Origin of the sequence: Streptomyces sp. NPDC002328 (genome assembly GCF_042890065.1) — a bacterium.
Lineage (GTDB): Bacteria > Actinomycetota > Actinomycetes > Streptomycetales > Streptomycetaceae > Streptomyces.
The window spans coordinates 65,845-91,148 of sequence record NZ_JBIARQ010000016.1; the positions used below are offsets into that span (position 1 = coordinate 65,845).

The 25,304-nt window shown below is 69.3% G+C and carries 22 protein-coding genes and 1 pseudogene; 9 read left to right on the forward strand and 14 right to left on the reverse strand.

Annotated elements, in window-relative coordinates; translation table 11 throughout:
* Window positions 1-215 precede the first annotated feature (215 nt).
* The 3 genes from ACFYX4_RS31285 (at window position 216) to ACFYX4_RS31295 (ending at window position 3,107) form a co-directional block, all read left to right on the forward strand.
* Window positions 216-1,244 (forward strand): hypothetical protein, encoded by a 1,029-nt coding sequence (locus ACFYX4_RS31285; protein WP_389340334.1) that lies wholly within the window; start codon window positions 216-218, stop codon window positions 1,242-1,244.
* 583 nt (window positions 1,245-1,827) lie between these two features.
* Window positions 1,828-2,064, forward strand: coding sequence for a DUF397 domain-containing protein (locus ACFYX4_RS31290; RefSeq protein ID WP_389340336.1), 237 nt, complete (start codon window positions 1,828-1,830; stop codon window positions 2,062-2,064).
* An 89-nt stretch (window positions 2,065-2,153) separates the two neighbouring features.
* Window positions 2,154-3,107, forward strand: a complete 954-nt coding sequence (locus tag ACFYX4_RS31295) for a helix-turn-helix domain-containing protein (protein WP_389340338.1) — start codon at window positions 2,154-2,156, stop codon at window positions 3,105-3,107.
* Here the strand turns inward: ACFYX4_RS31295 and ACFYX4_RS31300 are convergent, their stop codons facing one another.
* The 6 genes from ACFYX4_RS31300 to ACFYX4_RS31325 form a co-directional block, all read right to left on the reverse strand.
* On the reverse strand, window positions 3,108-3,971 hold the full coding sequence (locus ACFYX4_RS31300; RefSeq protein WP_389340340.1) for an SAM-dependent methyltransferase: 864 nt from the start codon (window positions 3,969-3,971) through the stop codon (window positions 3,108-3,110).
* A 130-nt stretch (window positions 3,972-4,101) separates the two neighbouring features.
* Window positions 4,102-4,488: a hypothetical protein gene (locus ACFYX4_RS31305; RefSeq protein ID WP_389340342.1), complete on the reverse strand. Its 387-nt coding sequence runs from the start codon at window positions 4,486-4,488 to the stop codon at window positions 4,102-4,104.
* Between the two features lie 303 nt (window positions 4,489-4,791).
* Window positions 4,792-4,986: a hypothetical protein gene (locus tag ACFYX4_RS31310; RefSeq protein WP_389340344.1), complete on the reverse strand. Its 195-nt coding sequence runs from the start codon at window positions 4,984-4,986 to the stop codon at window positions 4,792-4,794.
* A gap of 625 nt (window positions 4,987-5,611) precedes the next feature.
* The gene (locus ACFYX4_RS31315; RefSeq protein ID WP_389340548.1) at window positions 5,612-6,142 is read right to left on the reverse strand and encodes a transposase; all 531 of its coding nucleotides are present in this window, start codon (window positions 6,140-6,142) and stop codon (window positions 5,612-5,614) included.
* Complete coding sequence (locus ACFYX4_RS31320; RefSeq protein WP_389340346.1) at window positions 6,139-6,678, reverse strand: winged helix-turn-helix domain-containing protein; 540 nt, start codon at window positions 6,676-6,678, stop codon at window positions 6,139-6,141. The genes ACFYX4_RS31315 and ACFYX4_RS31320 overlap by 4 nt, the downstream gene beginning before the upstream one ends.
* 173 nt (window positions 6,679-6,851) lie before the next feature.
* Window positions 6,852-7,745, reverse strand: a complete 894-nt coding sequence (locus tag ACFYX4_RS31325; RefSeq protein ID WP_389340550.1) for a DUF5655 domain-containing protein — start codon at window positions 7,743-7,745, stop codon at window positions 6,852-6,854.
* A 371-nt stretch (window positions 7,746-8,116) separates the two neighbouring features.
* Between ACFYX4_RS31325 and ACFYX4_RS31330 the strand changes: the two genes are divergently transcribed.
* Window positions 8,117-9,493 carry an IS1380 family transposase gene (locus ACFYX4_RS31330; protein ID WP_389340348.1) on the forward strand — a complete coding sequence of 459 codons (1,377 nt, stop codon included), beginning with the start codon at window positions 8,117-8,119 and terminating at the stop codon, window positions 9,491-9,493.
* A gap of 244 nt (window positions 9,494-9,737) precedes the next feature.
* On the opposite strand, the gene ltrA is transcribed toward ACFYX4_RS31330, so the two are convergent.
* The 8 genes and pseudogenes from ltrA to ACFYX4_RS31370 all read right to left on the reverse strand — a co-directional run bounded on the left by ltrA (window position 9,738) and on the right by ACFYX4_RS31370 (window position 19,476).
* Complete coding sequence (ltrA, locus tag ACFYX4_RS31335) at window positions 9,738-11,054, reverse strand: group II intron reverse transcriptase/maturase (protein WP_389340350.1); 1,317 nt, start codon at window positions 11,052-11,054, stop codon at window positions 9,738-9,740.
* A gap of 760 nt (window positions 11,055-11,814) precedes the next feature.
* A complete protein-coding gene (locus tag ACFYX4_RS31340) occupies window positions 11,815-12,150 on the reverse strand; it encodes a hypothetical protein (RefSeq protein WP_389340352.1) in 336 nt (111 codons plus the stop codon).
* A 121-nt stretch (window positions 12,151-12,271) separates the two neighbouring features.
* Entirely contained in the window at window positions 12,272-14,302 is a 2,031-nt protein-coding gene (locus ACFYX4_RS31345) for an RHS repeat-associated core domain-containing protein (protein WP_389340552.1), read from the reverse strand.
* A pseudogene (locus ACFYX4_RS31350) lies at window positions 14,291-15,180 on the reverse strand (IS1380 family transposase); the annotation flags it as partial. The gene ACFYX4_RS31345 and the pseudogene ACFYX4_RS31350, both read right to left, overlap by 12 nt.
* A gap of 764 nt (window positions 15,181-15,944) precedes the next feature.
* On the reverse strand, window positions 15,945-16,097 hold the full coding sequence (locus ACFYX4_RS31355; RefSeq protein WP_389340566.1) for a hypothetical protein: 153 nt from the start codon (window positions 16,095-16,097) through the stop codon (window positions 15,945-15,947).
* Window positions 16,098-16,148: 51 nt separating this feature from the next.
* A complete protein-coding gene (locus ACFYX4_RS31360) occupies window positions 16,149-16,985 on the reverse strand; it encodes an endonuclease/exonuclease/phosphatase family protein (RefSeq protein WP_389340354.1) in 837 nt (278 codons plus the stop codon).
* 91 nt (window positions 16,986-17,076) lie between these two features.
* A complete protein-coding gene (locus ACFYX4_RS31365; protein WP_389340356.1) occupies window positions 17,077-18,660 on the reverse strand; it encodes a protein kinase in 1,584 nt (527 codons plus the stop codon).
* Window positions 18,661-18,897: 237 nt separating this feature from the next.
* The gene (locus tag ACFYX4_RS31370; RefSeq protein WP_389340357.1) at window positions 18,898-19,476 is read right to left on the reverse strand and encodes a fasciclin domain-containing protein; all 579 of its coding nucleotides are present in this window, start codon (window positions 19,474-19,476) and stop codon (window positions 18,898-18,900) included.
* A gap of 202 nt (window positions 19,477-19,678) precedes the next feature.
* Between ACFYX4_RS31370 and ACFYX4_RS31375 the strand changes: the two genes are divergently transcribed.
* Genes ACFYX4_RS31375 through ACFYX4_RS31395 form a run of 5 tightly spaced genes read left to right on the forward strand, consistent with a single transcriptional unit; the run spans window position 19,679 to window position 25,281 of the window.
* A complete protein-coding gene (locus tag ACFYX4_RS31375; RefSeq protein ID WP_389340359.1) occupies window positions 19,679-20,986 on the forward strand; it encodes an NAD(P)/FAD-dependent oxidoreductase in 1,308 nt (435 codons plus the stop codon).
* Window positions 20,983-21,792: a DUF1365 domain-containing protein gene (locus ACFYX4_RS31380; RefSeq protein ID WP_389340361.1), complete on the forward strand. Its 810-nt coding sequence runs from the start codon at window positions 20,983-20,985 to the stop codon at window positions 21,790-21,792. Before ACFYX4_RS31375 ends, ACFYX4_RS31380 begins: the two co-directional genes overlap by 4 nt.
* Window positions 21,789-23,081, forward strand: a complete 1,293-nt coding sequence (locus ACFYX4_RS31385; protein WP_389340363.1) for a class I SAM-dependent methyltransferase — start codon at window positions 21,789-21,791, stop codon at window positions 23,079-23,081. Before ACFYX4_RS31380 ends, ACFYX4_RS31385 begins: the two co-directional genes overlap by 4 nt.
* Window positions 23,078-24,487 carry a class I SAM-dependent methyltransferase gene (locus tag ACFYX4_RS31390; protein WP_389340365.1) on the forward strand — a complete coding sequence of 470 codons (1,410 nt, stop codon included), beginning with the start codon at window positions 23,078-23,080 and terminating at the stop codon, window positions 24,485-24,487. The genes ACFYX4_RS31385 and ACFYX4_RS31390 overlap by 4 nt, the downstream gene beginning before the upstream one ends.
* Window positions 24,484-25,281 (forward strand): DUF1295 domain-containing protein, encoded by a 798-nt coding sequence (locus tag ACFYX4_RS31395; protein WP_389340367.1) that lies wholly within the window; start codon window positions 24,484-24,486, stop codon window positions 25,279-25,281. Before ACFYX4_RS31390 ends, ACFYX4_RS31395 begins: the two co-directional genes overlap by 4 nt.
* Window positions 25,282-25,304: the final 23 nt, after the last annotated feature.

The following is a 25,304-nucleotide window of genomic DNA, read 5'->3' on the forward strand; positions in this document are numbered from 1 at the left end:
GCGTTCCTTCTTACGGGTGACAACGCAGAGCGTTCGACCACCCGGCTCACCTCAGTGCCTTAGAGTCGGATCGCGGCTCGACCACCGCTCCCCGGAGATCCTCGGCCCCCTCGTCTCCACGCGCGGGTGAACCGGTCACCTCAACCGCTTTCCGATCAGCAGCCCCCATGGGTCTCACACGTGCACGTCCTGGGCCGAGGCGTATCCGGAGAGCCATGACTGAGTTCACGCAGGAAACCGTCCAACTGCGCTGCCTGTACACGGGCGAGAGCTGGCAGCAGGCCCAACGCGCCCTCAAACGGCTTCCGGCCGGCGTGAAACCGCTTCCCCCTGCCCAGGCAACGGCCCAGGAGCGCTTGGAGGCGCGCATCCTTCTGGGGCTCCTGGAATACCGCCATGTCTATACACGCTTCCCGCTCGGCATCGCGGCCGTCCGCCCGGAAGGCAGGCGCATCACCTTGTGGGTGGAGAGCGAGGAACGCGGCGCCGAGATCCTCTTCAACCTGCTTCCCTCCTACACGCCCGGCAGCGAGGTCTGGGGGGTCCCTGGACTTCGGATCGTCCGCCGGTCCCAGAACGGCATCGAGCTGAAGGTGCTCGGCAGCCCGGCCGGCCTGCGCCTGGCCGGGCTGCCCTCCACCGTGTGGCGCTGCGCGGAGCGCCGCATGCTCGACAGGTGGCTCGACGGTGTCCAGCACTGCTGGCGCTCCTCACCGCGCGCCTGGACGGTCGCCGAACGCGATCATCAGGCCATGTGGGACGACGAGGACGACGACCACTTCGTGCACGTGCAGCACCGCGGGGCCTGGCTGGGCAGCAGCCTGCTCCGTCGCATCGGTCTGCTGCACACCGTCGCCAACACATTCCGGGTCGACGGCTACCGGGGTTCCGCCTTCGACGTGACACGGCTGATCCTGCGCAGCTCGCACGTCCCCGACCAGGGACCGGGGCCGCACCACATCGTTTCCGCCCTCCTGGACCCGGCGTTCGGGCTGCCCCTTGAACTCACGCGGTTCCGCGGCGACACCGATGAAAGCTGCGCCCGCGACCAGGACTTCACCCTGACAGACATGGGCAAGACGGCCCTGCTGGAGCTCCGGACCACACGGGAGCGGCCGTCCTCCCGCCTCCCGTCCGACATCTGGCAGGCGATCCTGCGCCGACTGCCCAACGACGGGTTCAAGAACAACCCGCCCGCCGCCGGCTTCGCCGGGCTATGCGGAAACCGCGCGACACCGAGCTGAGGCCCAGCCCCGTACCCAGCGCCACGGACCCCGCAGCGCGCACATCTCCCCGCCAGGTCATCCGGATGAAGCCCGTGGTGCCCGCGCGCAACCGTAGGGCCCTGCCGCCCGTTGTGCCGGGCGCACGCCCTCGCCGCCGACCAGGCGGTCCGGGTGCCTGCAGCGCCCCCGCCCCGCGGGGTACCCCGGATTCACCAGAACCTGCCGGAGGGGTGTTCAGCGAAGTCGGAGCAGAAAGATGCATTGCATAGACACGTCAAATCGACGTCGATGCCGCCCGGCGCGCGCCAGGCCCACGCCACCGCGACCGCCGGATTCGCCACCGGTGGAACTCCGGCCATTCTTCGGCTCGGCACACCTCCCCTCCGACACGTTATCAGTTGATCTTCCTAATGATTTCCCTCCGAGTGAGAACGCTCTTTCGAGGGACAGCATCACAGCCCGGCGGCGGTCTAGAATCCTGATCGTTCTCACACCCGGTGAAAATCTCACTTCGGCGTGAAAACTGGTGTGGGTATGCCCAGCTCATACAGGCCGGCGGTGAGGCGTCGCCGCTGGCCATGGACGGAAGGCAGGCGCGGGGATGGACAAGCGGGAGAACGGGATGGCGGCCGACCAGCTCAGCGGTGCACGGTGGCAGAAGGCCAGGGCCAGCGACGCGCTGAACGACTGCGTCGAAGTTGCGCGGCTCAGTGAAAACGAATTCGCCGTCCGCAACTCGCGGCACCCCGGCGGGCCTGCGCTGATCTACACGAAGGCCGAGTGGGACGCGTTCATCGATGGAGCGGGCAAGGGCGAGTTCGACGACATGCCTGTCTAAAAAGAAGCGGGCGTCGGTTGCCCCTGACGGGCGGAGGCTGTTCTCTTAGGCGCGCGACGGGAGACCGTCGTTCATCGCGAGGAGTTCAGATGTCCACTCAGGTTCTGGCCCTGGTAGGCCGGGAGGGGCAGGCGCCGCCTGCATCTCCGGACGCCGCAGCACAGCTCGTCGGGGCTGTGCTGCGGCATCTGCGTCTCCGGAACAAGCTCACCCTGGAACAGGTGGTTGCCCACAGGATCCCGGACATCGGCTCCGTCCCGACGCTCCAGCGGTGCGAGAAGTCCACTCACAAGCTGAAGAAGGAGCGCGTCCAGGCACTGCTCCGCTTCTACCAGGCTCCTGCCGAGATCGTCCGGGAAGTGGAGACTCTGATGGAGCAGTCGCGCGGTGAGCAGTGGTGGACGCACTACGCCGACGTCGCCGGCGAGATGATGAACAGCCTGTTCGCGCTTGAGGCGCACTCCAAGATGATCAGGACGTGCCAGCAGATCCTCGTGCCCGGCATGCTCCAGACCGCCAGTTACGCGCGAGCGGTCATGGACAACTTCTACAACACCTACCCCGACCCGAAGACGCGGGAGAAGAACCGGGCGACCGTCGAGCGGCGCCTGGAGTTGCGCCTGCGCCGCCAGCACCTGCTCGACCAGCCCGACGCCCCCCTGTTCGAGGCGCTGATCGCCGAACAGGCCGTGCGCAAGCTGCACGGCGGCAAGACCGTGATGCGCGAACAGCTGCGCCACCTGTACAACCTCGGGGAGAACAAGGAGAACGTGCACATCCGGATCCTGCCGGAGTCCGCCACGCTGTCCGGCTCCCCGGTCCATCCGGCGATGACGCTGTACAAGCCGCACGACAGTGCCACCGGCCGGACGATCTACCTGGAAGACATGAACCGCGGCGGCACCTTCCTCGCGGAGCCGACCGACGTCGAGGTGTACCAGGCGTCGATCGATGACTGGTGGAGCAAGGCGCTCACCAAGCAGGAGACGCTCGACTGCCTGCAAGAGCGCATCGACGAGCTGTCCGCCGGCGCCTCCCAGTAGTCACGCGATGCGGGCTACGGCGCCGTACTCGATCCACTCCGTGGTGTTCTGACGAGGAGCGAGGTCGCTGTCCGGCAGCCAGCGTGATACCTCGACCGGCCCCGGGGACTCCAGCACCTCCAGCCGCGCGAAGTACCTCTGCACCTCCTCTATCGAACGCACACGTCCCCAGTGCCCGCCGGTGGCGTCGCTCATGAACTGCGTGACTTCCTCTCGCAGTTGAGGGCTGTCGCTGGCCAACTGGGAGACCACCATGTAGCTGCCGGGCGGCAGCAGGCCCGCGACTCTGTTGACCAGCTCCCACGGGTCGTCGTCGTCCGGGATGCAGTGCAGCACGCTCACGAACAGGGCGGCCACCGGCCGGCCGTCACGCAGCAGACGTCTGACTTCCTCGCTCTTGAAGATGGCGTCGGTGTCGCGCATGTCGGCGTCGAGGACAGCCGTCGTCTCCGGGTCCTCGGCCAGCATCATGCGGCCGTGGCCGAGGACGACGGGATCGTTGTCGAGGTAGACGACCTCGCTGCTCGGGTCGACCTCTTGCGCGACCTGGTGCACGTTCGGCCGGGTCGGCAAGCCTGAGCCGTGGTCCAGGAACCGTCGCACCCCGCGCTCGCGGGCCAGATACCTGACCGCACGGACAAGGAACGCCCTGTTCACTAGCGCTAACTCACGGCTGCTCGGGGCCATGCGCAGCAATTGATCGCACGCTTCCCGGTCCACAGCGTAATTATCCGTGCCGCCAAGCAAGTGGTCATACATTCTGGCAACGCTGGGTTTGCTGGTATTAACGATGAGCCGCTCCCCACGCTCGCAAAACCCCGCACTCACCTGTGGCGACGCGAGGCATCGACGGTAGGGGTCCATGCTAGGAGAGTCGTTCCCACGTTTGCTACCCGCGGCCACCAACGGGCGACGCACCGTCGAATCAAATCAGCCGCGCATTAACGCCCCTGACGCACCGGCGCACACCGGGTGGCATTCGACGGAGTCATATTCACTTGCCGAGATTTTGTACGGCCCGGCTGTGGAGCAGCTCGAATTCCGCTTCCGACAGCCCCATGGCATGACCGGCCTGCTGGGACGTCAGGCCGAGTTTGTGGCGCAGGACGAGCGCGTCGGCCTCACGGCGGTCGAGCATACGGTGGAGCCGGGCCGCCGACTCCGTCCGCCGGCCCGCGCATTCCCGCGACAGCACCTCCCAGGCCGCCGCTGACGGAGAAGCGCTGCCCAGTAACGCTGGCCAGCGGGCGGCGACCTCGGACAACGCGGCGCGGGCCAGCTCACCGCCCCGGTGCCGCGATCCGGCCACGGCACTGCCGAAACGCCAGTACACCGGCCAGTGGTCACGGCTGAAGGCCGCATAGGCGAGGGGAGCGCTCACGGGCTCCACCTGCGGGGGGTCGGTCGGCGCGGGATCAGGGTTCGAGGGTTCACGGTCCGCGCGCGACCCACGAGGGTCGTGGCGCTTGAGCATGGTGTCCACCCCACAAGGCTCGAAAGGTATCGGCGCACCCCCGGTTCGAGGGCGCTGTCGTGCATGCTGCAGGCGTCACAGCCCCTGCGGTCGTCGGGAAGCAGCGGGCACATGTCCGCCCAGGTCCCCGAGCAGGCAGCTCGTGCCCTGGCCGCCCCGGCCGCAGGTCGTCGCGGCCAGGGCACAAGCTGCACGGGCTCGTCCGGCGCGTCAGCCGGCGTAGCGGATCTTCACGAAGGAGACGGAGCTTCGGTCCGACCACGCGGTCGCCGTCATCATCATCTGGACCTCCGGCGCCAGGGCCCCCGGCCAGATGACCGCGACAGCCATCACCGCGACGGTCAGCGCCGACCCGAACCGGAAGTTGAGCAGGAAGACGCTGGCGACGGCCGTTTGGAAGAGCACCGTCAGCGGAATGCTAGCTTCGGGCGCCGCCCGGACAAGGCGGACCAGCCCCTTGCGAACGTGCTGAATCAACTCTCGTACCTCCCTGGTGCGTTCGGATGGTGAAGCACGAGGAGAAGGGCCCCGACGCGAGCGACCAGCAGGCTCGGGGCCCTTCACCGTGCCGTTCGCACGCTAGCCCCGCCACGCGGACAACAGCACGAGCTGACAATCGTGAAAACGGAAGCAGGAACTCCTGGTGATTCCCGAAGCGGTCGCCACAGACGACTGCTTCACAGTCAGACAGCAGTCACCGATTGACGGAAAGCGCTCAACATGGTCGGCTCCGGTCAGAAAACGCCAGCCTCACTGAAAAACACACCTACATCCCTCATGTGAAATCACTCTTTCGAGGGAAGCTCTCAGCCGCTCACGCAGGAATCGTGGAATTCTCGCGGGCTTCGCGCCAGACGATCTCTGCCCAGCGCGGGGCAGGCGGCCGGCCCCGCAGACCACGCTCCTGGACGACAGCCCGGCGGGGCCGCGCTCGGGCTCCCTCCGCGACGAGCCCCCTCACCGGAGGGCGGGGCAACATAGCGTGGGATCGCCGGTTACTGAGGTTGAACTCGTGATGTCGTGGTCTTGCTCAGGCTGGTCTGATGGTCAGGCCGGTCTCGGCGAGGCAGCCGTCAATGAGGTCGCTGCGGTACTGGATGTGCCGCAGGCCGCGTCGGATGCGCTGGACGAGGTGTTCAGGTGTGCTGAAGGCGACGTTGGAGAGCCAGCCCCGCCGCAGCAGTGACCAGATTCCCTCGACGGGGTTGAGGTCGGGTGCGTAAGGCGGCAGGTAGTAGATGGTCAGCCAGTCCCGGCCTTCGGCGAACTCCCGAAGGCCGCTGGCCTTGTGGACGTTGAGGTTGTCCCAGATGAGCACGATCGGGCCGCCGAGCTGCTGGTGGGCGGCGATCAGCAGGTCCCGGTAGTCGCGCCAGGAGAAGCTCTTGCGTCCGTCGCGTCGGCCGTCGTCCCGACGCGGCCGGTAGATCAACCGCGACCTATGGCCGGGCTTATAGCAGGTCAGCGCAGCGATCGATATCCGTCTGCGAGATCGGCCGCGGACCCGCACCACGGGAGTCCGGCCGCGCTGTGACCAGGTCTTCGCCTGCGGCGGCGTCATGGAGAATCCGGCCTCGTCCTCGAAGACGAGCCAGGCCCCATGGGCCGCCGCGAGTCTTCCGCGCACGGCCACACCTCCTTGACCCACCCGGCCACCGCGTCGTCGTCCCGCTCGATCGCGCGTCGGGCCGGGACCTGGCAGGACCAGCCGTTGCGGACCAGGAGCTTGCGCACGCCCTGGATCGTGTAGGTCAGGTGGAAGCGCCGGCCGATCACCGTCTTCACACGGCTCAGGGTCCAGCGTTGGTCCTCCCAGCCGTGCGCGGCCGGCCCCTTGGCCAGCTCTGCCTCCAACTGCGCGAACTGCTTCTCACTCAGCCTCGGCAGCGACGCCGGGCCCTGCGACCGCAGAGCCCGCGGACCGCCCTTGTCCCACATCTGCCGCCATCGCTGCACCGAGCGGACGCTGACCCGCAGGTCCTTGGCGATCACCAAGCTCGCCTCGCCCTGCGCGAACCTCTCGGCCGCCTTGAGCCGTAACTCCTCGCGGAACTGCTGCCGTTCGGCGGTCAGCCCGCCCCCTTGTGGATACCGCATCCCCCGGTGATACCGCACGAGCGACGAGCCGTCAGCCCCCACGACTCCACGAGTTCAACCTCAGTAGCCAAACCGGCGATCCCACGCATCATTGGACGTCCACCGCCACGCCCTGCCCGCACGTCGAAAGGCACCACCCCACGGCCACAGAGCAGCCACAAGCCGGCAGGCGATCACGCCGCCGCGTAGCCGGCCCGGAACAGGTCCAGCGCCCGCTCCACGTCTCGCGGCGTACGCAGCTGCACCTCCAGATCGCCCGTCCCGTGATGGCCGAGACCGGACACGTCCCGGGTGAAGCCCGGCACGAGGTCGACGTCCTTCGGGTCGACCCTCAGGTAGACCAGCAGTTTGCTGCGCTGCGGCGGGCAGAGGCAGGCGAAGTTCCGCAGCCGCTGATACGCCCGGTACTGCTTGCGCTCGACACGGTTCACCCCCTCTCCGAGACCGACCAGCGCCTCGTCGACCGCGCTCGCCAGCTCCCTCATCGACGTCCCCTGGACGCCGGCCGCCCGAGCAACCGCCGGGCGGCGCCCTCGGCGTGCCACCTGCGCGCCCCCGCTCACGGACGCCACGGTCTCGAATCCGAGCAGGTCGCTGCCGAAGAGTCGGTAACGGACCAGGTCGATCGAGCGCCGGTGCTCGCGCACGGCATGCACGTCGTAGCGGGTGAAATCGCCGGCGACACAGATCAGGCGCGGGCCGCTCCACAGCACCTGCGACGCGGCCGTCACCCCGAGCCGGTCGCGGACCAGGTGCTCGAACTCAGCACGGTGGTCCATCAGCCAGGCCAGGTAGAACAGGCCCTGGTTGATGACGCCGGCGTCCGTGCCGCGCTTGTACTCGACGATGACTGGCGAGCCGTTCTCGTCCAGCCCGAGCGAGTCGATCCGACCCCCGTGCACCGGTCCGGTGCTGTACTCGCTCGCCAGGAACCGGACGCCCAGCAGCGTCTCCATGTGCGTCTCGACGAGACGCTGCACATCTGCCTCGACCTCAGCAAGACGCGGCACGACCTCAGTCATGCCGTCATTCATCGTGTCCGTGCGGAACAGCTTCAGGCCCGACACCTTCCCTTCCTCGGTCTCGAAGATCACCAACGCCGAGGAAGTGCGGGATTGTTTCCAGGAGAGGCTTCGGGGATGTGACGATAATGTAAGAACCTACGTACGGCCTGATCGGGGAGCGCTCGCGTACCCCGCTCACCGGGAATCCGCGATTCCCCCATGCGTCCCCCGCGACCTGGGGGACAGTGCCCGGAAGCTGCGTTTACGCAGGTCAGCCCCCGTAGCTCAGTGGATAGAGCACGTGCCTTCTAACCTCGCGCTTTCATGAAGCGGGCTGTCCGAGAGGCGGTCAGGTAAGCGAAAAGTGCCTCTGACCAGCGAAAATATGGATTGTTGAGATCCTTGTTCCCGCTCCTGTCGGAGGCACTTTCCCGGTGAAGCAGCCTTGTGGGTCCTACCCCCATGTCCGTGTCCGGGACGACGGCCGAGCCGTGGACTCGCAAGCCGGTTCGGTCTTGCTGGTCGAAACGGTCCGCAAGATCGGCCTTGACCGGGCCATCTCCGCAGCGCTCGCCCCCTGGCGCAAACCGCGGGCCGTCCACGACCCGGGCAAGGTCCTGCTGGACCTCGCGCTGGCGGTCGCGCTCGGCGGAGACTGCCTCGCCGACGTCGCACTGCTGCGGTCCGAGCCGGCCGTGTTCGGACTGGTGGCCTCCGACCCGACGGTCTCCCGCCTGATCGACACCCTCGCCACCGTCGGCGGGAAGGCACTGACCGCGATCCGTGCGGCTCGGGCCGAAGTCCGCGGCCACGTCTGGAAGTTGGCTGCAGATCGGGCTCCGGACGCCGGTGGGCAGGTGACCGTGGATCTGAACGGAGTGCTGGTCATCGCCCACTCGGACAAGCAGGACGCCGCCCCGACCTGGAAGAAGACCTACGGTCACCACCCACTGATGGGCTTCGTCGACCACGGTCCCGGTGGCACCGGTGAACCTGTCGCCTCCCTTCTGAGGGCGGGCAACGCGGGCTCGAACACGGCCGCCGACCACATTGAGGCCGCCCGCCTTGCCCTCACTCAACTGCCCACGGAGTACCGGCGAGGGCGGCAGACCTTGATCCGCTGCGATTCCGCGGGCGGCACCCATGACTTCGTGGCCTGGCTCGCCCAGCGCGGGCGCTGGCTGTCCTACTCGGTCGGCATGGTGATCACCGAGGCCATTCATCAGCACGTGCTCAAAATCCCAGCATCGGCATGGACGCCAGCCGTCGAGACCGGCGGCGAGGTCCGCGACGGGGCCTGGGTCGCCGAACTCACCGGCGACCTGCTTGAGGGCTGGCCGAAGGGCATGCGGCTGATCGTCCGCAAGGAATGGCCGCATCCCGGGGCCCAGTTGAGGATCACGGATGCGGACGGCATGCGGATCACCTGCTTTGCTACCAACACCGCCGGCCGTCCCATCGCCGAACTCGAGCTCCGTCACCGACTGCGGGCTCGGGCCGAGGATCGTATCCGAGCTGCCCGCGCGACGGGCCTGCGGAACCTGCCCCTGCACGACACCGCGCAGAACAGGGTGTGGCTGGAGATCGTCCAGATCGCTCTCGACCTGCTGGCCTGGATGCCCATGCTCGCGCTGACCGGCCGCACCCATCTCTGGGAACCCCGCCGCCTCCGCTTCCGCCTGTTCTCCACAGCTGGCCAGCTCGTGACCACCGGCCGGCGCCGCATCCTCCGCCTCGCGGCCCACTGGCCCTGGACCGGCGAGATCACAGACGCCCTCGCACGGCTCGCACTCCTGCCGAACCCCGGCTGACCAGCAGCTTCCCTACCCCGGCGAGTAACACCACCCCACCCGGAGCAGTGGAACCCGGCGCCCACCCGACGCGTCACTCGGGCCCACGGCCTGCCCACCTTCAGCCACCGAAAGCAAAACGGTCCGCCAACTCCGTCGGGGGACTGTCAAGTAGGGTCGGGGGCTGGCGCGGTGGCGTAGTACGTACGCTCCGTTTCCAGCCCCCGCCGCATCGAACCGTGCGTGCGGTTCTCCCGCACACGGCTCACCGACGCCGTTCACCACCGGCATTCGGCCTGCCCCGCCAGTCCCGGAAGGGTCTGGGTGCAACAACGGTTCCGTGCAGGGCGATCAGTCCCAGGGAGTCCTGGGCGGCGAAGGCAACCACCGCCCAGCCGAACTTCCTGGTGCGCCGGTGCTTCTTGGCAAGGAACCCGCCGATCCGCATCCGCGCGTACGAGCCGATCTGGTCAAAGACATGGGCCGAGTTCCCGAACCGGAAATACGCAGCCCATCCGCGCAGGAACGCGTTCACGTCCTCCACGATCACCTTGACCGGCCGCAACAGCCTGCGTCGGTCCGTGAGTTCACGGATCCGGTCGCGGGCATGCTGCATCGCCCTTGCCGAGGGCCAGCGGGCGAGGAAGGCAACCGGACGCCGGTTGCCGCGCGGCCGGGACGCCACCCACCGATGGTGAAACCCGAGGAAGTCGAACCCCTCGCCGTCCACCCGCAGGTGCACAATCCTGGTCTTGGCCGCCTTCGGCTCCAGGCCGAGTTCGGCCAGCAGGCCCTTCAGCCGCTCCAGGGCGGCTTCGGCCTGCGCGCGGCTGGCGCACATCACCACCACATCGCCGGCATAACGCACCAGCACCCCGTGATCCCGTGTCGCCCACGCCCGGTCCAGCCGGTGCAGATAGACATTGGCCAGCAGCGGGGAGATGACCCCGCCCTGGGGAGTGCCGGACACCGGCCGACGGACCTGCCCGTCCTCCATGGCCCCGGCCCGCAACATCGCGCGCAGGAGCTTGAGGACCGACCGGTCCACGACGCGTTCCTCGACCGCCTGCATCAACTTCTCGTGCGGAATCGCCTCAAAGCAGTTGGCGATATCCGTCTCCACCACCCAACGCCTGCCCCGCCACGCCTCATCCACGAGGACCTGGAGGGCATCGTGTGCTCCGCGCTTCGGCCGGAACCCGAACGAGCACGGAAGCATGTCGGCCTCGAAGACCGGCTCGAGCACGATCTTCAACGCGGCCTGCACGATCCGGTCGCGAACCGAAGGAATCGACAACGGCCTCTGCTCCGCCACGCCGGGCTTCGGAATGAACACCCGGCGCGCAGGCAACGGCCGCCAGCGGCCTTCCCGCAGTTCCGCGGCCAGCTCGCCGAGGAGACGGTCAACGCCGTACTCCTCAACTTCAGCCAGAGTGGTGGCGTCAATGCCCGGCGCGCCGTTGTTGCGACGCACCGTCACCCACGCGCGCCTCAGGACGTCCCTGCGGTGGACCTTGTCCCCCAGCGCGTGGAACCGCCGTCCGGGACCGGCCTTGGCCGCCCGGTAGAGCGCATGCTGCAAGGCTCGGACCGGATCCAGCTTCAGGGATCCCGACGTGGTGGAACTAGCCGAAACGGCACTCACCAAGCCCCTCCAGACAACCTGCACATCGACGAAGCAGCGGCCCTTCCCTGGCCGGCGGTTGTGTTGTCCGCCGGCTCGTCGCGGTACTACGGCCGCCTCCGACGCCCACCCGGCCCGCGCCCACTTCCCGGGGATCACCCGGTTATAGGACGCGCAGCTTCCGGCAGCACCTGTCCGCAGGCCGCCGGGCCGGGGAGGGCCTCCCCAGTTCCCGCTGTCACCGTCGCAACGTTCCATGCCCCATACGCCGGGGAGTCCCTCACGGCTGCATCTCCAGGATCTTCGCCGCTTCCATGGCCTTCGCCCTGATTTCGGGGGCTCGGCACTCCCTGTCCCCGCCCCGAGAGGCGGGCCTCTAACGACGCCGCAGGCTTCGCGTGATGCTACGGACCGCTGCTTTGCTCCCCCTTACAGGGCTTTCGACACTGGGCTTCGACGCCGGGCGTTTCCCCCCGACGCCGCCAGTCTGCTACCGGGCCTCCTGGCAGCTACCCGGACCGGACTTCCACCGGCAGGCGACAACGAGCTTACGACTCAAGATCAGCTACATCACGAAGACCTCCGAGTCTGCTGGGCGCGCGAAAGCGCGAGGCTAAGGACGGGCCAGCACGGCACTCCGGACGAATCGTGATCATGCAACGGCCCCTGCGTCCTCACCCTTGAGCAGCAACGCTGAAAGAGCTCAACAAGCTTCGGATCAGCAGGGTGAGAATTCCTCAAAGATCACCCAGTATTCATCATCTTCCTCTCTGGTCGCACAGACGCGCTTCCCGTCCATGGACAAAGCAATGAACTCTATCGATCCATTAACCTTCAGTAGCCGACCAGGAAGGTCGCTGCCGACAAGGTCCTTCACACAGAGCCAACCCCTCCCGCTCGCCCCCGGCCCAGCCAGCAAGATCAGAAACCTACCATCCTCCGCTGCCAACCGTTTTCCCGCTGCCACCCTGTGCCACTGTCGCCCCAATTCTTCCACCGGGTTCGAAGCATTCATTGGGACAGCCATCATTGGCTCTACGTATGCATTGGACATCAGTTGCACGATATCTAGCGCAGCGGGGACTTCATTACCGTCTGCCGCACACGACTCCAGGCCGCAAGAAGCGAGACGCAAACGAGTCTCATCTGAGCCAGGAACCATTCCCTACACCTCTCTACCTCAGCCCCACGCCGTCACCATGTACCCCATCCTTCTTCATAAAAGAAATGGTGATCACCGCCAGGCTTGTCCATCCATACTTCTCATAATCGTACCGTCGCGGCGAACTTTTGGGCTTTTGATTGTTCCAGTCGAAGTTCACGAAGTTCCTGAGGGAGTCATACTTCGGCTTGCCGGCATGGAAGTGCGGACCAGCCTTGTCGAAGGTGTGCTCGACGACGACCCGAGACCCCTGCGCAGTTTCGTACTGTCGGAACCGTCCCCAGTGAGTGGGGTTGGAGGAGTAGAAGTAGCCAGGTGCATGCGCGAGCTTGACGTTTCCTGTGACAATCCAAGCAGCGTCTGGAACAGCCCCGTGGGGAACACCAGCCAAGCTGAATGCCGCGGCTTCCGCGTCTGCTCGGTTCAGGAACGGATTGCTTGCCTCCCCCTTTGGCAGGAGAGATGGGTCGCCAGCATGTGCTGCTCCAGGACCGACGCGTGGCGGCACCGTCGCAACCGGCTTGCCAAATAGGCCCCTGAGCGCCCCCCACGCCGGCTTGACGAAGTTGGCGAGTCCACCGGTGAGTGCGCCGACGAGCAGGTCCATGGGCGTGGTCGGCTGGCATTGAGCCGTATTGATAGCCCAGGTAAGACCCATGCCGATCGCTGCGTCAGTGACGGCGGCGACGGCGAGAGCGCGTCCGCCTTGGAGCCCGAGTCCAGCGGCGAGGCTGGTGCCTGCGGGTGCGAGGAATCCGCCGACGGCACCGACGACTGCGCCCTGAGCGGTGGCGGCTGCGAAGTCACCCCAGTCGAAGTCGTCTTGGTGGGTGAGGGCGTAGACGCCGCCGCTGACGATTGCTCCGAGTCCTGCGCCGATGCACATCGGGCAGTTGCCGGAGGGGTCGGCGAGGTTGGCGGGATCGTTGTCGGCGTAGTTGTAGGGGGACTGGTTGGGGTTGTCCGGGGTGGCTGCGACGGGGTCCTGGGTGGTGAAGCGGTTCTGGTCGGTGTCGTAGGAGCGGGCGCGCAGTTGGAGGCGGTCGGGGATGTACTGGTCTTTGTACTGGCCGGTGTAGCCGTAGGGGCTGGTCTGACCGCCGGTGATGGTGGCCTTGCCGGTGGTTGTGCCCCAGGGGGTGTAGGTGTAGCGGTAGTTGCCGACGCCTGCGGAGTCGTAGACGGTGCTGACGGAGTTCTGGCGGTCCTGGGTGAAGTAGTAGGTGCCGGCGGTGCGGTCCATGGAGCGGGCCGTGCCGTCGGGGTCGTAGTGGTAGTCCGCGGTCAGAGCGCCGGAGGCGTCGGTGTCGGTGGCTATCTGCGGTAGGGCACCGAGAAGGTCCCAGCGGGATGTGCCGGCGAGGGTGTTGTTCTTGTTGACTGTGGTGCGGTTGCCGTCGGCGTCGTGCAGGAACGAGTAGGCGTTGGTGCCGATGGTGGCGGTTTTGATTCGGCCTGCCGGGTCGTAGGTGTAGGTGCCGTCGTCGTCTTTGGTCTGGTTGCCGTCGGCGTCGTAGGTGTAGCTGGTGGTTGTCGTTCCGGCGGTCGTTGTGGAGAGTTGGTCGCCGGCGTCGTAGGCGTAGGTTGTGGTGGTGCCGGACAGGGCGGAGGTCTTGAGGTTGCCGACCTTGTCGTAGGTGTAGGTGTTGCCGGTGGTGCCGGTCAGGCAGGAGGTTGCAGAGGTGTCGGTGCAGACACGGGTCATGCGGCCGGCGTCGTCGTAGGTAAAGCGGGTGGGGTATCCGGTGCTGGGTTTGTCGGTGACCAGGCGGTCGTTTTCGTCGTAGGTGTAGGTGTTGCTGAGGGTGGGGGTGGTCAGTGCGGCCAGGCGGCCGGCCTCGTCGTAGGTTCGGGTCTCGCTGCGGGCCGTGGTGGTGGGCAGAGTGACCGTGGTCAGGTTGCCGGCCGGGTCGTAGGCGTAGGAGGTGGCTTTGCTGTTGGTGGTCTGGGTTTTGATCCGGTCGGCTTTGTCGTAGGTGTAGGTGGTGGCGCGGCCGTCGGGGTACGGCCGTGGTGAACAGGCGGAGCCGCGTAGGTTGCGCAGGCCGGTGGCCCGGGCGGCGCGGATGCGGTCCTCGGCCCTCGCCCGCAGCCGGTGACGGAGCTCGAGTTCGGCGATCGGCCGGCCCAAGGTGTTGGTGGCGAAACAGGTCAGCCGCATGCCGTCCGCATCCGTGAGCCTCAACTGTGCTCCGGGGTGCGGCCGTTCCTTCCTGATGATCAGCCGCATGCCCTTGGGCCAGCCGTCCAGGACATCACCGGTGAGTTCGGCGACCCAGGCGTCGTCACGGATCTCGCCGTCCGCCTCGACGGCCGGCGTCCAGGCCGAGGAGGGAACCTGTAGGACATGCTGGTGGATCGCCTCGGTGATCACCATGCCGACCGAGTAGGACAGCCACCGCCCGCGCTGGGCGAGCCAGGTGACGAAGTCGTGGGTGCCGCCCGCGGAGTCGGTGCGTATCAGGGTCCGGCGTTCGCGCCGGTACTTCTTCGGCAGCTGGGCCAGGGCCAGTCGAGCGGCGGTGATGTGGTCGGCGGCCGTGTTCGATCCCGCGTTGCCTGGTCTGAGCAGGGCCGCGACCGGTTCACCCGTGCCGCCCGGTCCGTGGTCGACGAACCACAGCGGGTGGTGGCCGTAGGTTCGCTTCCACGTGGGCGCGGCGTCCTCCTTGTCCGAGTGCGCGATCACCAGCACCCCGTCGAGGTCGACGGTCACCGTCCCGTCGGCATCGGGCGCTTTCCCGTGGGCCAACTGCCAGACCCGCGCTCGCGGGCTTCGGCCCGCGCGGCACGGATCGCCGTCAGAGCTTTCTCGCCGGAGGCTGCGAGGGTGTCGATGAGGCGGGAGACCGTCGGGTCGGAGGCGACCGGTGCGTACACGGCCGGCTCGGTCCGCAGTATGGCGACATCCGCGAGGCAGTCTTCGGGGGCTCGGCACTCCCTGTCCCCGCCCCGAGAGGCGGGCCTCTAACGACGCCGCAGGCTTCGCGTGATGCTACGGACCGCTGCTTTGCTCCCCCTTACAGGGCTTTCGACACTGGGCTTCGACGCCGGGCGTTTCCCCCCGACGCCGCCAGTCTGCTACCGGGCCTCCTGGCAGCTACCCGGACCGGACTTCCACCGGCAGGCGACAACGAGCTTACGACTCAAGATCAGCTACATCACGAAGACCTCCGAGTCTGCTGGGCGCGCGAAAGATCGAGGCTAAGCACTCGCCCCAATTCGTCGAGGACACCGAAGTAAGTCCAGATCCCGCACTCCGCGAGAGTGGAGGTATACCGGTTCGCCCTCGCGCGTTGGCGGTGTGGACGTTCACGTAATTGCCTGACCGTCGACAGGCGGGAATCATCGACCCGCGCGTTCTACTTCCCCGAATCACCGGTTCACCCCCGCGGACGCGGGGGTGAACCGCCGAGCGCGAGCACAAGGGCGACCCGGTCCTGGTGGTCCCCGCCGACGCGGGGGTGGTTCGCCATGACAGCCGGTCCAATAATGCGACCCACCCACGGCAGTCACTCAACGTGACTACGACAGCGATGCCTTTCGTCTCACCGTCACCCGCCCCCAGCTCCTCCCTGGGGAGAATCTGGGGAGTAGCTGCCCTGTTGGGGAGCGCGTGGGGAGGATCGGCTGCATAACGCGATGCGAACGTGAAAGACGCTGAAAGAGCCATCTGTGCAGGTCAGCTAAGGATGCGGCGACATCACCGCAGGTCCGCGCCGGTACGTGGACAACTTCAGCACGTAGGCCCCGAGGTCGTCCCCCTCGACGAGCCCCGGCAGCGAGCCCCCCTCACGCAACGGCGTGATGAAGCGGGTCGCGGCGACCTCTCTCAGCATGAACCCGTACTCCCCACCCGTGGCGAAAGAGGCATCGTATCCGGGGACGATCTACGTCAGGTCCACGTCGGCGTACAGCATGTCGTGGTCCGAGTACTCGCTCGGATGTACCCGGTGGCCGAGGGAGGTGGCGCCCCTCAGGAAGACGTAGTCGAACTTGCTCTGCCAGTCGGTGGTCGTCTTGCAGGCGCCGGTGGACGCGGGGCGGCACTCGGGGTCCGTGTCCTCGGCCAGGGCCCACATCCCGGTGAGCTCGGAGGCGTCCGGCACGGCGTTGAAGTCGCCGATGACGATCGCGCGTTCGTGCCGGGCGACCTCCTCGGCGAGGACGCCGACCTGGTCCGCCCGGACCGTCTCCTGACGCCGTTGGGCGAGGTGGGTGTTGAAGACGCGGACCGGCTGTCCGTCCACCGAGGTGGTGACGGCCAGGTACCCGCGGTCCTCGGAACCGCCGTCGGGGTACTCCACGTTGACGCGGTCCGTCATCGGCGCCGCCGAGAGGATCGCCTGTCCGTAGCCACCCGGGCTCCACGGGACTCCCCCGCAGCGGTTCCAGTTGTGCAGGACCGACCCGTAACTGACGTGGTAGACCAGCCCGTGGAGCCTCTCCAGGTACTCCCGGATCCATTCGACGTCCCGCACGCACGCCTCTTGCAGGCCGATGACCTGCGGCGCGTACGCGGCGATCTCGGCGGCCTTGCCGACGTCGCTCGCCTTGCAGGGGTTGCAGATGTTCCACGTCATGACCCGGTTCGCCACGATGTCCCGGTCGGGCTCGACCGGCGCCGACCCGGCGTGGGCGCCGTTGCGCGCGCTGGGGCCGACGAGCACCACGCAGGCCACGGTCATGGCGCCCGCGAGCAACCGCGTGCCCCTTCCGAACACCATCGCCTCCCGGTACGTCGTTCCGTGGACGTTCCGATCAGTGCCGATCAGCGTCGATCAGCACTGTCCAGTACGTAGAGAGAACCTCAAACGGTCAACGATTCGTTCCCGTGGCCCAGTGCACGGTGTCGCCGGACTTGATCACGAGGTTCCCGTCGGCCTGGAACACGAGGACCGCTCCCGGGTTGCCGTCGGTCTGCGAGGCCCACAGGGGCCGGCCGGCGTTGTCGTAGACGACCAGGTTGCCGTCCTCCTGGAAGCGGGCGGTGTTGCCCTCGCCGCCCGTCATCGCCGCCCAGCGCGCCTGGTGGTCCTGGTCGTAGACCACCAGGTTGCCGTCCTTCTGGATGATCAGGCTCCGGGGCGCGGTCACCACGGACTCGCCGGTGGCCAGCTCGAACGGGGCCTGGACGACCTTGAGCACCCCGTCGTTCCCCTGCGGCTGCTCGGTCTTCTGCGGCTCCTGGGATTCCTGTGCCTTCTCGGACTCCTGGGCTTTCCCGGACTCCTGGGCCTTCTGGGTCTCCTCGGCCGGGGCGGAGGCGGAGGCCGGGGCGGACGCGGAGGAATCGGCCGAGGACCGCTGGGTGCCGAAGTGGACGGCGGCCACCACGGCCGCCACCACCGCGACCGCCGCGACGGCCGTGGTCAGCAGCCACGTGGGCGGACGGCGACGGCCGGGCCCGCCCGGTGCGGCGAGGACGGTGTCGGACCGCATGGTCGCCGGGGCCGTTCCCTGGACGGCGGTCGCCACGGCAGACTGGCGTGCGGCGTCGACCAGGGTGTTCGCCGAATGCTCGGCCTCCGTCAGTCGTCCGGTGAGATCCGCCGGGCACTCGTCGGGCCAGCGCCCGAGCCGGCCGCCCCGCTCCTCCAGCCATCCGCCCAGCCGGGCCGCCGTCGGGCGGGCGGCCGGCTCCTTGGCCAGGCAGGCGGTGAGCAGCGGCGCCAGCTCCGGGGGGACGCCTTCGAGGTCGGGCTCCTCGTGGACCACCCGGTAGAGCAGACTGGCCGCGGGGACCTGCTCCCCCGCGCGGGAGAAGGGGCCGCGCCCGGTCGCGGCGTACACCACCACGGCGGCCAGCGAGAACACGTCGGCGGGTTCGGCGGCGACGCTGCCGACCGCCTGGTCGGGCGCGAGGAAGCCGGGGGAGCCCACGGAGACGCCGAGGCGGGTGTGCCGGCTGTCGTCGGCGGCCCGTGCGACGCCGAAGTCGATCAGCCGCGGGCGGTCGCGCGCCAGCAGGACGTTGCCGGGCTTGACGTCCCGGTGCGCGAGGCCGGCCTGGTGCACGGCCTGCACGGCGGCGCACAGCTCGGCGGCGAGGGAGAGCAGCGCGGGCCGCGGCAGCGGGCCGTGGGCCGCGACCCATTCGGCGAGCGACGGCGCGGGCACGTACTCGGTGGCCAGCCACTGCGGGCTCTGGCCCGGGGCGCTGTAGTCCACGACGGTCACGGTCCACGGCGAGCGGACGCGGTCGCTGTTGCGTATCTCGCGGGCGAACCGCTCCTCGAACCCCGGTTCGGAGCTGAGGTCGTCGCGGATGGTCTTCAGCGCGAGCAGCCGTCCCGAACCCGTACGGGACAGGAACACCTGCCCCATGCCGCCGGCGCCGAGCCGGCCGAGCAGCGGATAGCCGCCTATGGACGTCGGGTCCGAAGGCTGGAGGTTGTTCATGACGACTGTTCCCCGGAAGTGTGCGTCAGCGCTCGAACCACGCGCTGGGCCTTGGCTTGCGTGCTGGTGAGCAGGGCGGTCCGCGCTCGCAAGTATGCCGGACGGGTACGTCGTCGCCCCCTCTCCTCAACTCATCCGCCCCCCAACTCGTAAGCGCTTACCGGAAGTTGCTCCTGGGGACACGCTCTCGTGCCCCAGGGCATCTCCGTTGCTGCCCTTTCGGCACCGGGGCGGCCGTCAACTGGCGGGCGGCATTAGGACGGTGTCGATGAGGTAGACGTCGGCGTTGGCGGTCTTCACGTCGCCGCAGACGACCTTGGCGGTGTCATTGACGGTGTAGGACTCGCCCGAACCCGACGTGGTCAGCTCGGACTTCTCCAGGGTGGCGAAGGAACCGTTCTCCAGGTCCTGGGGGGTCAGCTTCTGGCCCACCACGTGGTACGTGAGGACCTTCGTCAACTGCGCCTTGTCGTTGAGCAGTTGGTCCAGGGTGGCCTGGGGGATCTTCTTGAACGCGTCGTTGGTCGGCGCGAACACGGTGAGGTTCTGCGCGTCGTTCAGCGTGTCGACGAGCCCCGCCTTCTGGATCGCCGAGGCCAGCGTGGACAGGGCGGGAGTGTTGGACGCCGCCGTCGCCACCGGCTCCTTCGCCATGGCGTCGAGGGAGCCGGGACCGCTCTCGGGCACCGCCGAACAGGCCGGGCCGAACGGCTGGCCGGCCGAGGCGCTGCCGCTGTCGGACCAGGCGCTCAGGGCGAGGGGCAGCACGCCGGCCGCGGCCACGGTCACGGCGACGCGGCGTATGCGGGTGTTCATGAGGCTTCTCCTGTCGCTCGGCGCGGCCCGGGCCGCGCTCCCGTGGGGGTCACAGGGAATCCGAGGCCGCGAGCGTCACAGATTGGTCGATAGCGGATAAACACCCCGAAAGAGTTCGCAAGAAATGGTCTTGCGGCCAATCCGAAAGCACCCCAGGTCCGGAATACACGCGTGAGGGATGTCCCGGCCGGAAGGAGCAGTGATGTCGGATGTGTCGCGAGGCGCGTCGGCGAGTGAGGAACCCCAGCGAGGGCGGCGGCGCACGGCCGTCGTCGGCAGCGGCGTCGCCGGCCTTACCGCCGCGTACGTGCTCGCCCGCGACCACCACGTCACGCTCCTCGAGGCCGACGACCGTCTCGGCGGCCACGCCCACACCCACGAGCTGACCTCGCGGGACGGCACGACCCGGCACGTGGACTCCGGATTCATCGTGCACAACCGCCGCACCTACCCCGAGCTCCTGCGCCTGTTCCGCGAACTCGGCGTCTCCACCCAGGAGTCGGAGATGAGCATGTCGGTGCGGTGCGAGGGCTGCGGCCTGGAGTACGCGGGCGCCCGCGGTCCGGCGGGGCTGTTCGCCCAGCCGCGCAACGCCCTGCGCGGGGCCTATCTGCGGATGCTCGCCGAGGTCCCGGTCTTCCACCGGGCGGCCAGGCGGCACCTCGCCCGGCCGGACGAGAGCGCGATGACGCTCGGCGCGTTCCTCGACCGGCAGGGCTTCTCGCCGTATTTCCGCACCCACTTCATGACGCCGGTCGTGTCGGCGGTCTGGTCCTGCGGCGCCGCCACCGCCCAGCGCTACCCGGCCGCCTACCTGTTCCGCTTCCTGGAGCACCACGGCATGCTCTCCGTGAGCGGCTCCCCGACCTGGCGCACCGTCACCGGCGGCTCGCGCGCCTATGTCGAGCGGGTGGCGGAACGGCTGGACGCGGTGCGCCCGGCGACCGGGGTCCGTGCCGTGCGGCGGCACCCCGGCGGGGTCGACGTCACGACCCATGACGGCGTCACTGAGTCGTACGACGCCGTGGTCGTCGCCACCCACCCCGACCAGGCACTGAGCCTGCTCGCGGACGCCACTCCCCGGGAGAAGGAGGTGCTCGGCGCGTTCCGCTACTCGCGCAACACGACGCTCCTGCACACCGACACCGCCCTGCTCCCCCGCGCCCGGGGCGCCCGCGCCTCGTGGAACTACCTGATGCCGTCGTGCCGGGCGGGCTCCGACCGGGTGCGGGTCAGCTACGACATGAACCGCTTGCAGCGCCTGGACGCGCCCGAGCACTACGTGGTCTCGCTCGGCGCGGAGGACCGGGTGGCCCCGGAGCGGGTGCTCGCCCGCATGGTGTACGAACACCCCGTCTACACGCCCGAGTCGGTCGCCGCCCAGCGCCGGCTGCCCGAACTGAACACCTCCGTCACGGCGTTCGCGGGCGCCTACCACGGCTGGGGCTTCCACGAGGACGGCTGCCGTGCCGGCGTGACGGCCGCCGCAGCGCTGGGGGTGCGGTGGTGAACTCCGCGTCCGCCCTGTACCCGTGCACGATCGCCCACGTGCGCACCGCACCGCTGCCGTACACGCTGCGCCACCGCACCTACATGTGGCTCATCGACCCCGACCACCCGCCCGAACTCCCGCGTCTGATGAGGCCGTTGGCCCGCTTCGACCCGCGCGACCACTTCACCGGCGATCAACCGTCGCTGCGCGCGGGGCTGGACGCGTTCCTCGCCTCGCACGGGGTGGGCCTCGACGGCGGTCCGGTCGTGATGCTCACCCACGCGCGCGTCCTCGGCCATGTGTTCAATCCGCTCACCCTGTACTGGTGCCACGGCCCCGACGGCGTCGCACGCTGCGTGGTCGCCGAGGTCCACAACACCTACGGCGAACGCCACTGCTATCTGCTGCACCCGGACGCGTCGGGGACGGCCCGCGCCGACAAGGAGTTCTACGTCTCCCCGTTCTTCCCGGTCGACGGCCGCTACCGGATGCGCCTGCCGCGCCCGCGGGAACGGCTCGACCTCACCGTGCACCTGGAGCGGGAGGGCGGCAGGCCCTTCACCGCAACCGTGCGCGGGATCCGGCGCGAAGTATCCGTGAGCGGACTGCTGCGCCTGGCCGTGCGCCGCCCGTGGTCGACCCTCGCCGTGTCGGCCGCCATCCGCCTGCACGGGATCCGCCTGTACCTGCGCGGACTGCCCGTGCAGCCCCGGCCCCGGCACACCGACCTCGACCCGCGAGGTCGCGACACCGCCGAGACCGCCAAGCCCCCCGAGACCGCCGAGAACCCTGAGAACCGCGAGAACCCGGAGAACGCCGCATGAGGACAGCCGACCCCCGACCCGTCGACGCGGGGCGGACCGCGAACGTGCGCTCCGGCGGCTTCGCCGTCGACCGCGCCCGCTGGCCGGACGTTGCCGTGCCGCCGGACGCCTCGTGGGCCCGGACCGCGATCACCGCGGCCGTCGTACGGCGTGCCCTGCGCGGACTGCCGCTGCGCGTGAGGTTCCCGGACGGCACCGCGATCGGCGCGGGCGGCCCGGTCCTGGACGTGCACGACCCGAAGGCGTTCCACGCGCGGATCGGCAGCCACGGCCTGGTCGGCTTCGGCGAGGCGTACATGGCCGGCGAGTGGGACGCGCCCGACCCGGTCGCCGTCCTGACGGTGCTCGCCGGGCACGTGGCACAGTTGGTCCCCGAACCGCTGCAACGGCTGCGCGGCCTGTGGGCGGCCCGCCGGCCCCGCTCCGAGCGCAACACCCCCGACGGTGCCCGCGACAACATCAGCCGCCACTACGACCTGTCCAACGACCTGTTCGCCCTCTTCCTGGACGAGACGCTCACCTACTCGGCGGCCCTCTTCCGCGGCTTCCCCGCCGCCTGGGACCTGCTGCCGGCCGCCCAGCACCGCAAGATCGACCGGCTGCTGGACCTCGCCAAGGTGGGCGAGGGGACCCGGCTGCTGGAGATCGGCACCGGCTGGGGCGAACTCGCGATCCGGGCCGCCGTGCGCGGCGCGCACGTCACCTCGCTCACCCTGTCCCGGGAGCAGCGCGAACTGGCCCGCGAGCGCGCCGCCGCGGCGGGTCTCGCGGACCGGGTCCGGATCGAGCTGCGCGACTACCGCGAGGCCCGCGGGACGTACGACGCCGTCGTGAGCGTCGAGATGGTCGAGGCCGTCGGAGCGGAGTTCTGGCCCGACTACTTCCGCGCCCTGGACGCCCTGCTGGAGCCCGGGGGCCGGGTCGCGCTCCAGGCCATCACCATGCCGCACGACCGGATGCTGGCCTCCCGGGACACCTTCACCTGGATCCAGAAGTACATCTTCCCCGGCGGTCTGCTGCCCTCCGTGGAGGCGGTCGCCGAGACGGTCCGCGACCACACCGCGCTGCGCGTGGCCCGCCGGGACGCCTACGGCGCGCACTACGCCGAGACGCTGCGGCTGTGGCGGGAGCGGTTCGCCGAGCGCGCGGACGAGGTCTCCGCGCTCGGCTTCGACGCCACGTTCCGCCGGATGTGGACCTTCTACCTGGCCTACTCCGAGGCGGGCTTCCGCTCCGGCTATCTCGACGTGCAGCAGTACCTGCTCACCAAGGAGGCGTCCACCCGATGACCGCCACCCCCGCCGCCCGTCGCCCCGTCGACCACCGCCCCACCGACCACCGCCTCGCCGCCCACCGCCTCGTCGCCGCCGTGGAGACCGCGCTCGGCGGTCCGCTGCCGGTGCGGGTGCGCGCCTGGGACGGCAGCGAGGCCGGAAACCAGGGCCCCGTGGTCGTCGTACGGTCCCGGCGCGCCCTGCGCCGGCTGCTGTGGCAGCCCGGCGAACTGGGGCTCGCGCAGGCGTACGTCACCGGCGAGATCGACGTGGAGGGCGACCTGACCGAGGGGCTGCGCACGCTGTGGGCCGCGGTGCGGGAACGGGGACTGCGCCCGCCCCGGCTCGGCCCCGGCGACCGGGCCAGGGCGGTCGGCGCGGCCGTGCGGCTGGGCGCCGTCGGGCCGCGTCCGGCCCCGCCCGCCTCGCAGGCCAGGCTGCGTGGCGGACTGCACAGCAAGGCCCGCGACCGGGCCGCCGTCAGTCACCACTACGACCTGTCGAACGACTTCTACCGGCTGCTCCTCGACGAGACGATGGCCTACTCGTGCGGCTACTGGGCGAGCGACGCCCCGGAGTTCACGCCGGCCGACGCCCAGCGCGCCAAGCTGGAGCTGATCTGTCGCAAGCTGGGCCTCGTCCCGGGCGCCCGGCTGCTCGACGTCGGCTGCGGCTGGGGCTCCCTCACGCTGTACGCGGCGCAGCGGCACCAGGTGCGGGTCACCGCCGTCACCCTGGCCCGGGAGCAGGCGGCGTACGTCCGGGAGCAGGTGCGCGAGCGCGGGCTGGAGGCGCGCGTGGAGGTGCTCTGCCAGGACTACCGGGACATCTCGGGCGGCTCCTACGACGCGGTCGCCACCGTGGAGATGGGCGAGCACGTCGGGGACGCCGAGTACCCGGCGTTCGCCGCGTCCCTGCACCGGCTGGTCCGGCCGCTGGGCCGGGTCCTGGTGCAGCAGATGTCACGGGGGCGCGTCGCGCCCGGCGGCGGGGCGTTCATCGAGGCGTACATCGCGCCCGACATGCACATGCGGCCCCTCGGCGAGACGGTCGGGCTGCTGGAGGCGGCCGGCCTGGAGGTGCGGTCGACGGAGTCGCTGCGCGAGCACTACCTGCGCACGGTCACAGCCTGGCACCGCACCCTAGAACGCCGCTGGGCGGACGTCGTGGCCCTGGTCGGCGGGGAGACGGCGCGTGTGTGGCGGCTGTATCTGGCGGGAGGGGCGCTCGCCTTCGAGGAGGGGCGGATGGGGGTCGATCAGATCCTGGCCGTCCGGCCGACGGCCCCGGGGCTCAGCGGTGTCCCCGCATCCCCTCGGGACTGGTACACGGGGCTGGACGAGCGCACGGGAACGGACGAACGAGGGGAACGGGACGAACGAGGGGGACGGGGCGAACGGACGGGAGTGATCCAGCCGTGAACGGTTTCGCTTGGGCGGCTTTCGCCGTCAACCTCGCCTGGGCGGCGGGCGCCGCCCTCCTCGTCATGCTGGTCACCTTCGCCGTCGCGGTGCGCAAGGGCGTCCACCGGATCGTCGACGTCGCCTGGGGGCTCGCCTTCACCGCGGTCGCGGCGGTGACGTTCGCGGCGTCGGCCGGCAGCGGCGACCTGGCCCGGCGCGTCCTGGTGACCGTGCTCACGGCGGGGTGGGGGGTGCGGCTGGCGGTCCACATCGCCCGGCGGGGGCGCGGACACGGCGAGGACCCCCGCTACGAGGAGCTGCTCGCCAAGGCGCCAGGCGACCGGAACCTGTACGCGCTGCGGACGGTGTACCTGCTCCAGGGGGCGCTGGTGTGGCTCGTGTCGCTGCCCGTGCAGGCCGCGCAGTACGCGCCGGGCCCCCTGACCGGGTGGGCGGTGGCCGGGACCCTGCTGTGGGCGGTCGGCATGTTCTTCGAGGCGGTGGGGGACGCCCAGCTCGCCCGCTTCAAGGCTGATCCGGCGCACAAGGGCCGGATCATGGACCGCGGGCTGTGGAGCTACACGCGCCATCCCAACTACTTCGGCGACTTCTGCGTGTGGTGGGGGCTGTATCTGATCGCCTGCGACTCCGGTGCGGCGGCGGCCGTCGGGGCGGTGTCGCCGGTGGTGATGAGCCTGCTGCTGATCAAGGGCAGCGGGAAGCGGCTGCTGGAACGCCGCATGGCCGACCGTCCGGGCTACGCGCAGTACGCGGCCCGGACCAGCGGCTTCTTCCCGCGTCCGCCCAAGTGAACGAGTGACGGACGGGGCGTCGC

Bases quoted from the DNA above. Each gene is read 5' to 3' on its own strand.
- ACFYX4_RS31295 (WP_389340338.1), top strand. From the start codon at position 2,154: ATGTCCACTCAGGTTCTGGCCCTGGTAGGCCGGGAGGGGCAGGCGCCG.
- ACFYX4_RS31300 (WP_389340340.1), bottom strand. From the start codon at position 3,971: ATGGACCCCTACCGTCGATGCCTCGCGTCGCCACAGGTGAGTGCGGGG.
- ACFYX4_RS31320 (WP_389340346.1), bottom strand. From the start codon at position 6,678: ATGCGGTATCCACAAGGGGGCGGGCTGACCGCCGAACGGCAGCAGTTC.
- ACFYX4_RS31285 (WP_389340334.1), top strand. From the start codon at position 216: ATGACTGAGTTCACGCAGGAAACCGTCCAACTGCGCTGCCTGTACACG.
- ACFYX4_RS31315 (WP_389340548.1), bottom strand. From the start codon at position 6,142: ATGACGCCGCCGCAGGCGAAGACCTGGTCACAGCGCGGCCGGACTCCC.
- ACFYX4_RS31360 (WP_389340354.1), bottom strand. From the start codon at position 16,985: ATGGTGTTCGGAAGGGGCACGCGGTTGCTCGCGGGCGCCATGACCGTG.
- ACFYX4_RS31390 (WP_389340365.1), top strand. From the start codon at position 23,078: ATGACCGCCACCCCCGCCGCCCGTCGCCCCGTCGACCACCGCCCCACC.
- ACFYX4_RS31385 (WP_389340363.1), top strand. From the start codon at position 21,789: ATGAGGACAGCCGACCCCCGACCCGTCGACGCGGGGCGGACCGCGAAC.
- ACFYX4_RS31375 (WP_389340359.1), top strand. From the start codon at position 19,679: ATGTCGGATGTGTCGCGAGGCGCGTCGGCGAGTGAGGAACCCCAGCGA.
- ACFYX4_RS31340 (WP_389340352.1), bottom strand. From the start codon at position 12,150: ATGTCCAATGCATACGTAGAGCCAATGATGGCTGTCCCAATGAATGCT.
- ACFYX4_RS31290 (WP_389340336.1), top strand. From the start codon at position 1,828: ATGGACAAGCGGGAGAACGGGATGGCGGCCGACCAGCTCAGCGGTGCA.
- ACFYX4_RS31355 (WP_389340566.1), bottom strand. From the start codon at position 16,097: ATGCTGAGAGAGGTCGCCGCGACCCGCTTCATCACGCCGTTGCGTGAG.
- ACFYX4_RS31370 (WP_389340357.1), bottom strand. From the start codon at position 19,476: ATGAACACCCGCATACGCCGCGTCGCCGTGACCGTGGCCGCGGCCGGC.
- ACFYX4_RS31365 (WP_389340356.1), bottom strand. From the start codon at position 18,660: ATGAACAACCTCCAGCCTTCGGACCCGACGTCCATAGGCGGCTATCCG.